The sequence below is a fragment of the Chryseobacterium sp. DT-167 genome (assembly GCF_058310155.1).
The window spans coordinates 350,106-365,307 of record NZ_JBZEEQ010000003.1; the positions used below are offsets into that span (position 1 = coordinate 350,106).

The window sequence follows — 15,202 nt, forward strand, 5'->3', positions numbered from 1 at the left end:
AATGTTTTATTAAAAGATTAAAGAATTAAAAATTCAAAAATTAGAAAGTGCTAATCATTTAATCTTTAATCTTTTAATTTTTTTAATGATTAAAATTAAAGCTTTTATAAATCAAATTTAATTCCCTGTGCTAAAGGAAGTTGGGTTGTATAATTAATGGTATTTGTTTGTCTTCTCATGTAATATTTCCAAACGTCAGAACCGGATTCTCTTCCTCCGCCTGTTTCTTTTTCACCACCAAAAGCTCCACCGATTTCAGCACCAGAAGTTCCGATATTCACATTGGCAATTCCGCAATCTGAACCAGCCTGAGAAAGAAATAATTCTGCTTCTCTTAAATTTTGTGTCATTATTGCAGAAGACAATCCCTGAGGAACATCATTCTGGATTGCTATTGCTTCTTCTAAAGTTTTGTATTTAATTAAATATAAAATAGGTGCAAAAGTTTCGTGCTGTACGATTTCAAAAGAATTTTCAACTTCCGCAATACAAGGTTTTACATAGCATCCTGATTCATAATCTTTTCCTTTTAAAACTCCGCCTTCCACAACAAATTTCCCGCCTTCCTGAATACAATTTTCGATCGCCATTTCGTACTGATTGACTGCGTGAACGTCGATAAGTGGTCCAACGTGCATATTTTCATCCAGAGGATTTCCAATTTTCAATTGTCCGTAAGCTTTAACCAGACGGTTTTTAACTTCATCATAAACATCTTCGTGAATGATCAGTCTTCTTGTTGAAGTACATCTCTGTCCTGCAGTTCCTACCGCTCCGAATACCGCTCCAATAATTGACATATCAAGATCGGCATCTTTGGATATGATGATGGCGTTATTTCCACCCAATTCAAGGATTGATTTTCCGAATCTTTCAGCTACTTTTGAAGAAACCATTCTTCCCACTTTGGTTGATCCGGTGAAAGAAATCAATGAAACACGTTTGTCTTCCACCAATAATTGTCCGATCTCGTGATCTGCAACCAAAACACTTGAAATACCTTCCGGAAGATTATTTTCCTTTAAAACTTCCATCATAATATTCTGACAGGCAATTGCACAGAAAGGAGTTTTTTCTGACGGTTTCCAGATCGTAACGTTTCCGCAAATCCATGCCAAAGCGGTGTTCCATGCCCAAACTGCAACCGGAAAGTTAAAAGCAGTGATCACACCAACAATTCCAAGCGGATGATATTGCTCATACATTCTGTGTCCCGGTCTTTCGGAATGCATGGTGTAACCGTGAAGCTGTCTTGAAAGACCAACCGCAAAGTCACATATATCGATCATTTCCTGCACTTCGCCAAGACCTTCCTGTAAAGATTTTCCCATTTCGTAAGAAACAAGTTTTCCTAAATCGTCTTTATATTCTCTTAATTTCAGACCCAATTGTCTTACATACTCTCCTCTTTTAGGAGCAGGAATCATTCTGAATTCCTTAAAGGCATCCTGTGCAGATTCAATTACCTTTTCATAATCTTTTTCTGCCGATGTTTTTATTTTACCAATTAATCTTCCGTCTGACGGCGAATAACTTTCAATGGTTTTCCCCGAAGCGAAAAATTTACCTCCTGTAGAAGTTCCTTTATTTTCAGTTTTTATTCCGAGGTTTTTTAAAGATTTTTCAATTCCGAAATCTTTTACTTTTTTTGACATAAATGTTACTTTTCGTTTTCTCTAAAGATAAAAATATTTCGGAGACTGATGAAATTTTAATTATTTAAAGCTATTTTTATTTGGAATGATTATAAACATCTTTATCTTTGCACTAAATCTTTGTTGAAATGGAAACCAATAAGTCTGTGAAAGAACCCACAGAAGAGAAAAATTCTCGCTGGAAAAAGATGCTGAAGAAATTTGGGGTGGCCGGAATTATCTTTTTTACGGTAAAAGGGATTATCACTTCTACACTTATTTACTTTTTAGGTAAAAATTTCTGGAATATAATCAGTGGTTATTTTTCCGGAATTTTCCAATAAAAAAAAGCAAAGAATCTCTTCTCTGCTTGATTTTTTAAATTAAACTATTTTTATTCTTTTTTCTTCCTCCCGGAATTGATTAAGCTTTGACTGAGCAAATACTCTATTTGTCCGTTTACACTCCTGAATTCATCATTTGCCCATTTTTCAAGTAATTTATATGTAGACTCATCAATTCTGATCACAAAAGATTTTTTACCTTTTGCCGGTGGTTCTGAAGAGTTTTTGGGGTTCTGAGATTTCATTTTTTTGTTTTATTTTTCTCGCAGATTTTGCTGATTGAGCAGATTTTCATGTATTATTAAAATTTAATTTAACGCAAAGTTCGCAAAGATTTTTTTACTACTAACTTCTTTTAAGTTCGCAAAGGCGTTTCACTTAGCAAAGAACACAAGGATTTTCAATTAGAAAGAGTCTGATTATTTTAAATTAATTTTGAATTAATTTATATATTTTCAATCAAAATCTAAGCCTTTTCCTCAACCTTAATTATACAATGTTCCTGCATTTAAAATCGGCTGTGCGGCTTTTTCACCACAAAGAACGACCATTAAATTGCTCACCATTGCGGCTTTTCTTTCGTCATCCAATTCAACAATATTTTCTTCTGAAAGTTTCTTTAAAGCTAAATCGACCATTCCGACTGCGCCTTCTACGATTTTGGTTCTCGCTGCTACGATTGCCGTTGCCTGTTGTCTCTGAAGCATGGCTCCTGCAATTTCTGATGCATAAGCCAAGTGAGAAATTCTTGCTTCCTGAATAATAATTCCTGCTTTTGAAAGCCGGTCTGTCAGTTCCTGTTCAAGGATAGAATTGATTTTATCACCACCTTCTCTCAAAGTAATCGGCGCATGATCGTCTTCCAGGTTATCATAAGGAAAACTCATCGCCAAATGACGAACTGCCGCCTCACTCTGCATTTTTACAAAATCTGAATATCTTTCAACATCAAATGCTGCTTTATAGGTATCGCCTACTTTCCATACCATTACAACTGCAATTTCAATGGGATTTCCCATTTTATCATTTACTTTTAGCGTTTGTCCCTGAAGGTTTTCAGAACGGAGAGATATTTTTTGTGAAGAGTATAAAGGATTGATAAAAAATAATCCGTTGTCTTTTACAGAACCCACATATTTCCCGAAGAAATTTAATACTCTTGAATGATTCGGCTGAATAATCATTAAACCCTTCATAAAAAAACAGCTTAACAAAAAACAAGCTATTGCAAGAATTATAAAGGTAATACTGACTTCAATCCCTGTAATAAGCAGGTATCCAGAAGCTGCTAATAAAATTAAACAAATAATGAGGGCAAGATAACCAGACATAGGTTTTAAAACTTTTTCCATGATTTTTAATTTTTAAAGTGATATTAATTTGATATCATAAAGATATATAGAATTTTTGAATTATAAGTTTTTACGCTAAAAATTTCTTTTTATAACGTTGATACGAGAGATTTTTATAAAAACATTCACAAATTGCGTGGAATAAAAAATCCCTGAAAAATTAATTTCAGGGATTCTGTTTATCAATAAATTTTAAATTTATTTTTTCTTTAAAGCAACAAATTTAATGTAAGAAACTATTGATAATAACAACATTGTTGCTAAACCAATATACACCCAAGCCGGAACCGGAACAGGATCTCCTGCTGCGTAAGAATGCAGTCCGCTTAGATAATAATTTACACCAAAATAAGTCATCACCATTGAACAAAATGCAAACATCGTTGCAACGTGGAATGCCCATCTGCTTCTCAATCCCGGAACCAATCTCATGTGTAAAACAAAAGCATACACCATAATCGAAATAAATGCCCAGGTTTCTTTCGGATCCCAGCTCCAGTATCTTCCCCAAGATTCATTTGCCCAGATTCCTCCCAAAAAGTTTCCTACAGTAAGAGCAAAAAGTCCCATTGTTAAAGACATTTCAGAAACGATTGCTAATTCTTTCAGTGTTGTATCATTATGAATTTTAAACGCATTCTTATCTGAAATGATATAAAATACCAGTGAAATTACCGCAATAATCATCGATAGTCCAAAAAAGCCATAACTTGATGTGATGATTGCAACGTGTACAATCAACCAATAAGACTTCAAAACAGGAACCAGTGGCGTAATCTGCGGATCAAGTGCAGAACCTCCGTGAGCAAATCCCATCATGATTACAGCTACCATAAATCCTGCAGCAGGAATTAATGCATTTGACATATTTCCTTTACTCACAACTTTTATATTATCTGAAGAAGTTCTTTTTGATAAATTTGGTTTTCCAAATCCGAAATAGAACATTAATCCCGCAGAAATACCAATCCAAGAAATAAAAATAATTGCTTCATAACCGTTACTCCAAGGAGCATGACCTGAAATGTACCATCTTGCAACCAGTCCTAAGAAATGTAAGAAATAACCGACAACTCCTAAATAGATAATTATTTTAATGATCTTGTTTAGAAGTTTTTTAGGTTTAAATAATTCCACAAAACCTAAGATCAATAATAAACCTCCGATGATTGTATAGAAAATTAAAAGTTTAAAATTAAGGTTCACCTCATTCATGAAAACTTCAAGATTAACTTTGTTTTCTGAAGGAACAACACTCTTCCCCCATTTCTGCTGATATGCAGAAAGTTTTGCCAATTCTGCATCAGCTTTGGTCCAGTCACCCGATTTCTGAGCCTGAAGAGCTTCTGCGAAATATGGTCCCATCACTTGCTGAGATTCCATATCCGGTTCCATTTTTTGGTCAAGCCAAGAATGCCAAGTGTGATTCGGGTCATTTTTCACAGGAACAATTCTCATAAACTGACCGCTGAAAAACTCGTTGAAAATCTGAACTCTTTCGTTTACTTTAATAACTTGTTTATCATATTCAGTCTGCTCAGAGGCTTTTTTACGGAAAGCAGTATTATAATCTTCATCTAAAATATAAGTCAGATTTCCATTTTTATCTGCAGGGAAAAGATTCATCAGTGAAGTATACCCGTCTTCGTCAGCTTTTGTTTTTTCCAAAAGTTCTTTACCTCCTTTTGAATCGATTTTAATCAACGGAACCATCGTCCAGCTCGGCGTATCTGTATTTATGGATAAAAACCATTGATTTGCAGTAAGATATTTTCCATCTGTACCTCTGAACGCATCTTTTTTGTACAATTTTCTTAAAACATCTAAAGCCTGGGTGTTTGTAGGAACAATTCTACCTTCAAAATTCTGAACCAAAAGATATCCGAATTTATCTGCATGTTCTTTACTGATTTTATTTCTTGCAATGATCTCGTCTGCTGAAATCATTTTCATTTTCGTTAAAGGTGCAGCTACAGAATTTTGTTGCACACTTGGCTGTGGCTTAAGTGTTTCAGAAGGAGCTTCATGAGTATGGCCATCTCCTTCTACATGTATATGTTCCCTGCTTCCGTCTGTGTTTCCATGAGTTTCAATTTTCTGTGCATTTAAGCCGAAACTTAAAAATAGAAGCAGAATTGCTGCTGCTCTTTTCTTGTTGATGTCCTTCAGCATTTTGTTTAATTTCCAGAAGTGGGTTCCTTTCCAAAAGAACATTACAAACATTCCTCCAAATAAAAATGCATATCCGATATAAGAAATCAAAGTCCCCCAGAAGTCATGATTTACAGATAAAACAGTTCCCATTCTGTCCGGCGAAAAACTAGACTGGAAGAAACGGTATCCTTTATAATTCAACACATTGTTCATGTAAATTTTATAAGGCGTCTGTTTTCCCTGATCAATGATCTTCACATGACTTTCGTATGCACTTGGAGATGAACTTCCGGGATAAGTTTCCATTACAAAGTCATCTAATTTTATTGCAAATGGAGTATTGTAAATCTTCGGACCAAACCCTACCATAATATTCAGACCATCCATCGTTACCTGCTTGTATGCATTTGGATTTCCTCTTTCTACCGATAAATCAACAATTTGTTTTGTTTTCGGACCTTGAAGTTCAATGGTCATCACATCAGGAACATTCTGATCTTTTTTTCTGTCACCTTCAAAAGCCATCAGTTTACCTTTTCTAAGACCTTCAGGTACAACCAATTTTAATTCATTAATTGTATACAGACTTCTCAAAACCAAAGGCTGGAACTGGTCTTTTACAGTAGTTCCCGTCGCCTGAGTTGCCATCGTCATAAAATTGGCATCAACAGGAGTTTTAATTAAAATCTGCCCATTTTCTTTTCTGAATTCAACTGCACCGTCAATAGCTCTGTTGAAGGTTACTAAAGTTCCGTTGATCGATTTTGTTTCGCCCGGTTTGATGTAAATATTTTGTCTTCCAGTTTCAGCTGTAGAAACCAGATGAAGATATTCTGCGCCGTTTGGATCAGCAATTAAACTGTCTTTTTTTCGCTGAACATAGTCTAGAGTTTTAACCTTAATTTCTTTTCCGTGGAAATCATACGTTGCATTAAAATTTTTATGCAAAGGTGACATTAAATAAGGAACATCCTGATAATTCAGTACATCACCCTTATTTTCGATTTGAATTTTAAAAAAATGTTTATCAGTTACAATTTCATTAGAAGTTTCTCCTTCTCTGATCACCATCTGACCTTCAAAACTGATGTACCTTGTAATCGCACCACCGATAAAAATTAAGATGAAGGAAAGGTGAAAAACCAGAACCGGCCATTTTTCTCTTTTCCAGAGACGATAACGTGCAATGTTTCCGATGAAATTCAAAATAAGAAGAACCATGATCAGTTCAAACCATTTTGCTTCGTAGATTAATGCTTTCGCTGTGGGCGTTCCATAGTCGTTTTCTAAAAATGTTGCATACGCCATAGAAAATGCGTAAACCAGCAATAGAACAGCCATTGTTCTGGTAGAAATAAGAATATCCTGGATCTTCTTCATGATTTTTTTTACTTGACATGCAAAAATAAGGATGATAAAACGAAAGGGAGAGAAAAAAAGCTGTTTTTTGTCATCAGAACACGATGAAACTGTTATTTTGAATCATTCTTAATAATCTTAAAATTATTATTAAAAACCTAAATTATCTGTGAATCAGCATAGAAAAGAGACTTCGTTTTAATGGAAAAAAAATAATGACAATATCAAAAAAACACTAAATTTGCCGGGATTGACATTATGGAAAAGAAAACACAAAAACCACAGACCGAGTCGCCGGAAAAAGGCAAGATCTTATCAAAACCGCGTATATTTTTCGGATTGACGTTTATCGTTTTTTCGGGTGTACTTACTTTGTCGTTCATTTCATACTTAATGAATTGGAAATCAGATCAGAGCCAGGCCGGAACGATGCTCGACAAAAGCATACAATCATCCAATATTTTCGGGAAGTTGGGTGATTGGCTGGGCAATATTTTTATATTTGAAAGCATCGGGGTTGCTTCTTTTATTGTTGCATTTCTTTTTGTGGTTTTCGGGACAATGATCCTGAAGAAAAAAATCTTTAAACCGTGGATGACTTTCGGACATTCTTTATTCTTCATCTGCTGGCTTCCTATTTTTTTCGGAGCCATCACAAAAGGACAGGGAAATGCAGGAGTTCTGAGCGGAGTGTACGGCTACCAGATTATGGATTCTCTGAATGCAATTATTGGAAGTGTAGGTCTTTGGCTGGTTTTGGTGGTGAGTATCGCTTTATATTTCATTTTGGAATTCAATCTTAGACCAAGTTCAATCAAATCAAAATTTAACGAAATCAATGAAAATACGATTGGCAGAGTAAAATCAATGATGCCGAATTCCAGTGAGAATTTTGAGGCTGATGAAGAACTTGAAAACGAAATTCAGGAAAGCTCTCCGAACATTACAGTAACAGATCTTTCCGAAAGCTCTAAAACAAAGGATTCTGAAAAACCCGCAATCGACGTTCAACAGTTTTCTCATGTTGAAACCATTGTAACTCCGAATCAGACTTCTTTTGAAGAAGATAAAAAAGAATTTTCACAATCTTTAAATTTAGATTTAAATACAAAACCGGTAATTCCTGTTGCGAAACCTGAAGAAGCTTTTGATATAAAGCCTTCTTCTTCAGACGGAATTAAATTTAATGTAGAAGTTGCTCCTGCTGTTGAGATTTTGGATGATTCTGAAAAACAGTCGAATGATCTGGTTGAAAAACATGGTTTGTATGATCACCGTTTGGATTTAGCTAAATTCCAGATGCCGACTTTAGATTTGCTGAAAGATTATGGTAATGAAGAAATTTCGGTTAATAAAGAAGAATTAGAAGAAAACAAAAATAAAATTGTCGGTCTATTAAAGAACTTCAACGTTGGAATTGCTGAAATCAAAGCGACCATCGGACCAACCGTTACTTTATACGAAATTGTACCGGAAGCGGGAATCAGAGTTTCTGCAATTAAAAAACTTCAGGATGATATTGCTTTGAATCTTTCCGCTTTAGGAATCAGAATCATTGCACCAATGCCAGGAAAAGGAACAATAGGAATTGAAGTTCCGAGAAAAAATCCTACGATGGTTTCTATGCGTTCGGTAATTGCTTCACAGAAATTCCAAAATACCGATATGGATCTTCCGGTTGTGTTTGGAAAAACTATTTCCAACGAAGTTTTCATGGCAGATCTGTCAAAAATGCCCCACCTTTTGATGGCGGGTTCTACAGGTCAGGGAAAATCGGTTGGTATCAATGCGATCCTCACTTCCCTACTCTACAAAAAGCATCCAAGCGAATTGAAATTTGTGATGGTAGATCCCAAAAAAGTAGAACTTTCTTTGTATTCTAAAATTGAAAGACATTATCTGGCGAAGCTTCCGGATTCTGATGATGCGATTATTACAGACACTCATAAGGTGATCAACACATTGAATTCTCTTTGCGTTGAGATGGATCAACGATATGATCTGCTTAAAAATGCTTTCTGCAAAAATTTAAAAGAATACAACAAGAAATTCAGCGAAAGGAAATTAAATCCTGAAAACGGACACCGATATTTGCCATACATCGTTTTGGTAGTCGATGAATTTGCAGATTTGATCATGACTGCCGGAAAAGAAGTTGAACTTCCCATTGCAAGACTGGCGCAGTTGGCAAGGGCGGTCGGAATTCACTTGATTGTTGCCACTCAAAGACCTTCTGTGAATGTAATTACAGGTATGATTAAGGCTAACTTTCCTGCAAGAGCAGCATTTAGAGTAATTTCAAGTGTCGATTCAAGAACTATTCTTGATTCTCCTGGAGCAGATCAATTGATCGGAAAAGGTGACATGCTTTATTTTAACGGAAATGAAATTTTAAGACTTCAGTGTGCATTTGTTGATACCCCCGAAGTTGAAAGACTGGCTGAGTTTATTGGTGAACAAAAAGGTTATGCTTCTGCTTTTATGCTTCCTGAATATGTGAATGAAGAAGCGACAAGTTCAGTTGGTACCTTTGATGCCAATGAAAAAGATCAATTATTTGATGAGGCCGCAAGAATCATCGTTTCAACACAACAAGGTTCTACATCAATGCTCCAGAGACAGTTGAAATTGGGATACAACAGAGCCGGAAGAATAATGGATCAGCTTGAAGCAAGCGGTATTGTTGGCGGATTTAACGGGGCTAAAGCGAGAGAGGTTCTTATTAGTGATCTGAATTCGCTGGAACAGTTCTTAGAAGATCTTCGCAGTTAAAATTCAAATAATAATTACAAATAAAATCTTTATGAAAATCTTTAGAAATTATGCTGTCGGAATTATGGCATTCTCATTATTTCTGATGCTCAATTCATGTGCATTGAGAGCTATTCCAAGTGATTACAGTGACGTAAAAGTTGAAACTATTGATCTCAATACCTTAGGAAACGGGAAGATATTGATCTACAATGGAGCCAGTATTTTGCATTCTATGGATAATACGGCAAGATTAAACATTTGGATTGATAAGAAACCTGTCGGTCAGATCAGGACAAAAGAATATATGATCATTGATCTGAGTAATGGGAATTATGAATTTACAGCACTTCATTTAGATATGGTCAATATGAGAAGCCATCATCAGGTTTCTGTAAATGATAATACGAAAGTTATCAGAATTGAACCTACCATTACTTCAAATAAACTTACTGTTACTAACGTTTTGCCTCAAAACTTTGAAAAGTATAGCAATAGAGTAAATCGTAAATAAAACCTGTTTATTTAATGGAACAGTTTTTGGAAGATTTGCGAAGTTAAAAACAAGTCAGATTAAATTTTAACTTTTAAAAGTTCAGACAGTCTAAAGAACAGTAAATTTAGAATTAAAAAATGAAAAAAATAATTTCAAAAATTGCAATTACAAGCTTGGCAGTAGGAAGTATTGCTTTTGTACAGGCTCAGAAAATTGATGCTCAGGCAAAAAAAATATTAGATGATGTAACGGCAAATTACAAATCTAAAAAGAATTCATATTTCAAGTTTGCTTTTGGAAGTGGTGTAAACGGTGTGGTGAGTAAGAACGAACCGGGAATTTATTACACAGCCGGAGATAAATATAAGCTGAAAATCATGGAGACAGAGCAGATTTTTGACGGAAGCAAAATTTATAATATCAACACAGAAGATAAGGAAGTGACCGTAGCAAAACCCAATGAAAGCTCTACCATGTTCTCTCCTATCAATTATCTTACTTCATACAGAAAAGATTACAACGTTTCTTACAATGGTAAAAAAACAGTTGACGGCGTAAGTGCAGATTTTATTAAATTGACACCTGTAAAGGCAAACGGATTAAGATACATTTACATTTATATCGACGGAGCAAAAAAACAAATGCTGAAGCTGGAACAGCACGGAAGCAACAAAGATATTGCAGTGATTTCGATAAAAGAATATAAAGAAAATCAGCAGCTGGATCCGAATATGTTTGTTTTTGATAAGAATAAATTTAAAAATTATCTTGTCACAGAATTATAATTCTAAATATATATTAAAATTTAAAGTCACAAAGGAAACTTTGTGGCTTTTTCATTAATTTTGGCGAATGTTTAAAATATTAGACCGATATATTATTAAAACCTTTTTTGGTCCGTTCTTTTTTATATTCAGCGTATTGTTTTTCATTTTTATTGTAAACATTATCTGGATTCAGCTTGGGCAGTTTATAGGAAAAGGACTTACCACATTTCAGATCATGAAGCTTTTGTTTTATCTGGGAGTGAATGTAGTGAGTATGGTTTTACCTTTAACAATACTTTTGGCAAGTATCATGTCATTTGGAGAATTTGGTGAACGCTACGAACTCGCCGCCATGAAAGCTGCCGGAATCTCTTTAACGAGGGTGATGATGCCACTTTTGGGTGTTGTTACTTTCCTGGCAATACTACTCTATCTCTTTTCAAGTAATATTATTCCCGATTTTCAAAGGAAGGCTAAAAATATGCTTTTCAATATTGCTCAGACCAAACCTGCATTAAATTTTACTCCGGGACAGTTTATCGATCAAATTCCCGGTTATATGGTGAAATTTGATAAGATAGAAGGTGAAGAAGGCCGAGATCTTGAAGGGATTTTTATACATAAAAAAGCAAGTACATTTGAAAACCAACAGTCAATTGTTGCTGAAAGAGGAAAATTTGTAACACCTCCGAATAAAAATTACCTGCAGCTGGTTTTATTTAATGGGTATGTGTTTGAAGATAGCTACGCCGGAAAAGCAGAAAATGTGAGATTAAAACAGCCCGATCAAGCTATAAAATTTGATACATTGGTTTCTCATTTTGATGTCAGTGAGATCATTAACAAAGCCATTGAAGAAGAAAAAATTACTGAAGATTTCCGTTTTCAGTCGTTTGAAGAATTGTTTAAAACAATTGACAATACCAAAAAAGACAACATTAAACTGGTATCCAACATCAGTACGGAGGTGATGTCTCAAACCAGTTCGGTGGTGAGTTATATGGATAAAAACAAGTCGAAAGCTCCTGTGAAATCTCAGTATAAATTTGATACCATCAAGAAAGACAAAAAGCTTGAAATGATTTATAATGCGCACAGCAGACTAGACAATCTGAAGACAACATTAGATTCAAAAAACCAGGAGCTTAATCCAAGTGTAAAATATTTTAATAAAGTTGTGATCTACCAGCAGAGAATGATAACCTATTCGTTTACGTGTATCATTTTCTTTATGATCGGTGCTAGTTTAGGATCAATCATCCGAAAAGGAGGAATGGGAGTTCCCGTTATTATTGCCATTGTTATCTTCATTATATTTTATGTAATTAATGTTGGTTTTGAAAACTTAGCATGGTCTGGAAAAATGAATCCTTACCTTGCAGCATGGCTTCCGAATATTATCTTATTTCCTTTTGGAGTTTTGATGACTTATAAAGCATTGACAGATTCTCAGTTGTTTGATTCTGAAAAATACAAAGCTTTCTTAAAACCTATTACGAAGCTTTTTGTAAAGGATAAAGAACATAAAAGATATCAGTAATATCAAATCCGGAGCTTGTCTCCGGTTTTTTTTGGTTTAAACTGAAAGATTATTTAAAATAACCTACTTTAATTTTTGATTGAATTTTACCGAAATTTCAATCAAAATATTTTAAAATATTAAATTTCTCGAAAAAAAATCTCATATTTAACAACTAATTTAAATGAAATTAATAATGAAAAAAGTTTTACTGTTTGGCTTGTTCAGTTTGATGACATCAAGCATTTATGCACAAGAAGAAAACACAGATTACGAACTGAAAGCCGATGAAAAGTTTGGTTACGTTATCGATAAAAACGGAAAGAAAATTGAAGGAATCGTAAGACTGGCAGGAAGCGATATGAGTCCGTGGGTCAATCAGAAAAAAGTAAAATTCATTGCTACAGCTGATATCGACAAGTCTAAGAAAAAGCAAAAATTCAAAACGATGGATTCTGATGATTTGAAAGAATACGTTGCCTACGACGACAGCAATAACGAAAGACATTTTGAAGTTGTAAAATATACCAATACCAAAGAAGGTTTCAATACAGCGACTGGCGGTTTAAGCGGAAACATCAAAGCGTTTAATAATCTTACCAAAAGCAATCAGTTTGCAGAAGTGGTAACAGATGGTAAAATAAAAGTGTATAAATTGTATGGTTATCCTACAACTTTCTCAGCCGGACAAAGTCAAATCGACAAAGCTGATCAGGAAACTGAAAGAATGAGAAAAAACCCTTCTTTTATTTATACCAAAAAAGGAAGCAAATTGAAAGAATTGGATCTTAAAGAATCAAAAATCATCACCGCAGACTGCAGTTATGTAAAAGGAAAAATTGCAAGCGGCTCTTATGCTTCTCTGAAAAATGATGAGAAAAAAAGATCTGGTTTAGGAAGATTGATTAAAAGTCAGATTGATGATGTGATGTCTAATGTTCCTCAGATTGTAGATGAAGTAATTTTAGATTATAACGAAAACTGTAAATAGTTTTGTTTTCAAAGAAAATTCAGCAACTGCTTTTGCAGTTGTTTTTTATTTGAAATCAAGTTTGTGTGACGGGTATTATTTTTAATTAATAAAATGATAATTATTACTATCTTTAATTAAATCATTTAATTCTTTTCAAATGAAAAAATTATTACTTAGCTTATTAGTCAGCGTAAGCGTTTTTACCTTTGCTCAACAAACTGATAAAGAAAATTACATCAAAAAAGAAAGCATCGGCGGAAATCTTGATTTTGCAAAAAAAGTAGAAGAAAAATATAAAGATACTCCCATGATCGTTTTTGGTGATACTGCTTACAATAAGAAAGATTTCGCAATATTACTTTGGGCTGCAAACGTCAGAAACTCAGGAATAGAATCATTTGATCAGGCGGTGAAAATTTGGGAAGAAATTTATAAAAGAAGTTTATCTGATCCTGAAAAGAAAGCTTTAAAAGCAGGATTTGAAGCAAAATTTTAATGCTGAAAATGTTTGTCGCACATTTTTTGTTTTAGCAAACATCAAATCTCAAAACTGCTGTAATGAAAAAACTACTTTTAATTTCAAGTCTTGCTCTAATAATCTCATGTAAAAAGGAGAATGATAAAAATCCTGAAAATAATGTTTCAGAAGAAATTTCCACTTCAAAAATAACTGGAGATTCTTTACAATTTAAAAATGATCTCAATTCAGTTGACGGAATAAAAAATGAGTACAACTTGGTAAATTCAAAACTGACAGCAAAGCAACTCGATTCTGTAAGTTTTAATTTTGAATGTGAAGAAAGATCAGGAAACGTTGTTTACTATTCTGAAAACGGAACTTTAAAGGTTGTAAAATATTTCACGGCAGACAGTCATTTTTCTTCAGCCGAGAATTATTTTGTAAACGAAGGAAAACCTTATTTTATTTTTAAAGATGATACAGCCTGGAGTTTTGATGGCGGAACATCCGAAAAACCCGAAACAAAAGATGACATTACTGAGCAGAGGTTTTATATTGTCAATGATACACCGATTCAATGTCTTGAAAAAAAATATACTTTAAGATCAAGCTCAAAAAACAATCCTAAATCTGAAAATATTCAGAATAAAGAACTAAAAAACTGCTCGATTGATGAATTGCAGAAAACTTTTAACCTGCTCATGAAAAATCAAAATCAAAAAGAGAATATCAAATGTCTGTAAAAATAAAAAGTGATTTTAACAAATTCAAAACCACTTTTTATAATGTATAATTTAAACTGAAAATTATACTTTCATAATTTCAGCTTCTTTCGTCTTAAGATGATCGTCACAAAGTTTTACGTGCTTATCTGTAAGTACCTGAATTTCGTCTTCAGTACTTTTTATAGCATCTTCAGAAACTCCTTCCAGTTTCTTTAATTCTTTGATCCCGTTTTGTCTTGCGTTTCTTACAACGATTTTTGTATCTTCAGTTTCTCCTTTAGCCTGTTTAGCCAGTTCTCTTCTTCTGTCCTCTGTCAAAGGCGGAACATTAAGAATAATATTTTCCCCGTTATTAGAAGGTGCAAAACCTAAGTTAGAATTAATAATAGCTTTTTCGATAGCGTTGATTGCGGTTCTATCCCAAGGTTGAATAGAAATGGTCATCGCATCGGGTACAGAAACGTTGGCAACCTGATTAAGAGGAGTTGGAGCACCATAATATTCTACCATCACATCCTGCACCATATTTGTAGACGCACGTCCCGCTCTGATTCTTTGAAATGCATGATCCAAGTGCCTTATAGCTGCTTCCATATCATGTTTTACAGATTCTACGATAAGATCTAATTCTTCCATTATATAATAAAAATTTGATAAGTTACACATAT

General features: G+C 34.1%; 13 protein-coding genes. 8 read left to right on the top strand and 5 right to left on the bottom strand.

Annotated elements, in window-relative coordinates; genetic code table 11:
• Positions 1 to 104: 104 nt before the first annotated feature.
• On the bottom strand, positions 105 to 1,655 hold the full coding sequence (gene amaB, locus AC4FQ5_RS06415) for an L-piperidine-6-carboxylate dehydrogenase (protein WP_491141708.1): 1,551 nt from the start codon (positions 1,653 to 1,655) through the stop codon (positions 105 to 107).
• A 128-nt stretch (positions 1,656 to 1,783) separates the two neighbouring features.
• On the opposite strand from amaB, the gene AC4FQ5_RS06420 reads away from it, so the two are divergent.
• Positions 1,784 to 1,978: a hypothetical protein gene (locus AC4FQ5_RS06420; RefSeq protein ID WP_491141710.1), complete on the top strand. Its 195-nt coding sequence runs from the start codon at positions 1,784 to 1,786 to the stop codon at positions 1,976 to 1,978.
• A gap of 50 nt (positions 1,979 to 2,028) precedes the next feature.
• Here the strand turns inward: AC4FQ5_RS06420 and AC4FQ5_RS06425 are convergent, their stop codons facing one another.
• From AC4FQ5_RS06425 to AC4FQ5_RS06435, 3 genes are all read right to left on the bottom strand, one after another.
• Positions 2,029 to 2,223 carry a type II toxin-antitoxin system antitoxin gene (locus AC4FQ5_RS06425; RefSeq protein WP_491141712.1) on the bottom strand — a complete coding sequence of 65 codons (195 nt, stop codon included), beginning with the start codon at positions 2,221 to 2,223 and terminating at the stop codon, positions 2,029 to 2,031.
• Between the two features lie 240 nt (positions 2,224 to 2,463).
• Positions 2,464 to 3,330, bottom strand: a complete 867-nt coding sequence (locus AC4FQ5_RS06430) for an SPFH domain-containing protein (RefSeq protein ID WP_491141714.1) — start codon at positions 3,328 to 3,330, stop codon at positions 2,464 to 2,466.
• 198 nt (positions 3,331 to 3,528) lie between these two features.
• Entirely contained in the window at positions 3,529 to 6,864 is a 3,336-nt protein-coding gene (locus tag AC4FQ5_RS06435; RefSeq protein WP_491141715.1) for a cytochrome c biogenesis protein, read from the bottom strand.
• Between the two features lie 237 nt (positions 6,865 to 7,101).
• Between AC4FQ5_RS06435 and AC4FQ5_RS06440 the strand changes: the two genes are divergently transcribed.
• The 7 genes from AC4FQ5_RS06440 (at position 7,102) to AC4FQ5_RS06470 (ending at position 14,552) form a co-directional block, all read left to right on the top strand.
• A complete protein-coding gene (locus tag AC4FQ5_RS06440) occupies positions 7,102 to 9,615 on the top strand; it encodes an FtsK/SpoIIIE family DNA translocase (protein ID WP_491141717.1) in 2,514 nt (837 codons plus the stop codon).
• A 31-nt stretch (positions 9,616 to 9,646) separates the two neighbouring features.
• Complete coding sequence (locus AC4FQ5_RS06445; protein WP_491141719.1) at positions 9,647 to 10,108, top strand: hypothetical protein; 462 nt, start codon at positions 9,647 to 9,649, stop codon at positions 10,106 to 10,108.
• Between the two features lie 119 nt (positions 10,109 to 10,227).
• Positions 10,228 to 10,875 carry an outer membrane lipoprotein periplasmic chaperone LolA1 gene (lolA1, locus tag AC4FQ5_RS06450; protein ID WP_491141721.1) on the top strand — a complete coding sequence of 216 codons (648 nt, stop codon included), beginning with the start codon at positions 10,228 to 10,230 and terminating at the stop codon, positions 10,873 to 10,875.
• A gap of 67 nt (positions 10,876 to 10,942) precedes the next feature.
• Entirely contained in the window at positions 10,943 to 12,397 is a 1,455-nt protein-coding gene (locus AC4FQ5_RS06455; RefSeq protein ID WP_491141723.1) for an LptF/LptG family permease, read from the top strand.
• Between the two features lie 175 nt (positions 12,398 to 12,572).
• Positions 12,573 to 13,367, top strand: a complete 795-nt coding sequence (locus AC4FQ5_RS06460) for a hypothetical protein (RefSeq protein WP_491141725.1) — start codon at positions 12,573 to 12,575, stop codon at positions 13,365 to 13,367.
• Positions 13,368 to 13,506: 139 nt separating this feature from the next.
• A complete protein-coding gene (locus tag AC4FQ5_RS06465) occupies positions 13,507 to 13,845 on the top strand; it encodes a hypothetical protein (protein ID WP_491141727.1) in 339 nt (112 codons plus the stop codon).
• Between the two features lie 62 nt (positions 13,846 to 13,907).
• Positions 13,908 to 14,552 carry a hypothetical protein gene (locus tag AC4FQ5_RS06470; protein WP_491141728.1) on the top strand — a complete coding sequence of 215 codons (645 nt, stop codon included), beginning with the start codon at positions 13,908 to 13,910 and terminating at the stop codon, positions 14,550 to 14,552.
• Between the two features lie 63 nt (positions 14,553 to 14,615).
• On the opposite strand, the gene frr is transcribed toward AC4FQ5_RS06470, so the two are convergent.
• Positions 14,616 to 15,170 (bottom strand): ribosome recycling factor, encoded by a 555-nt coding sequence (gene frr, locus AC4FQ5_RS06475; protein WP_491141730.1) that lies wholly within the window; start codon positions 15,168 to 15,170, stop codon positions 14,616 to 14,618.
• Positions 15,171 to 15,202: the final 32 nt, after the last annotated feature.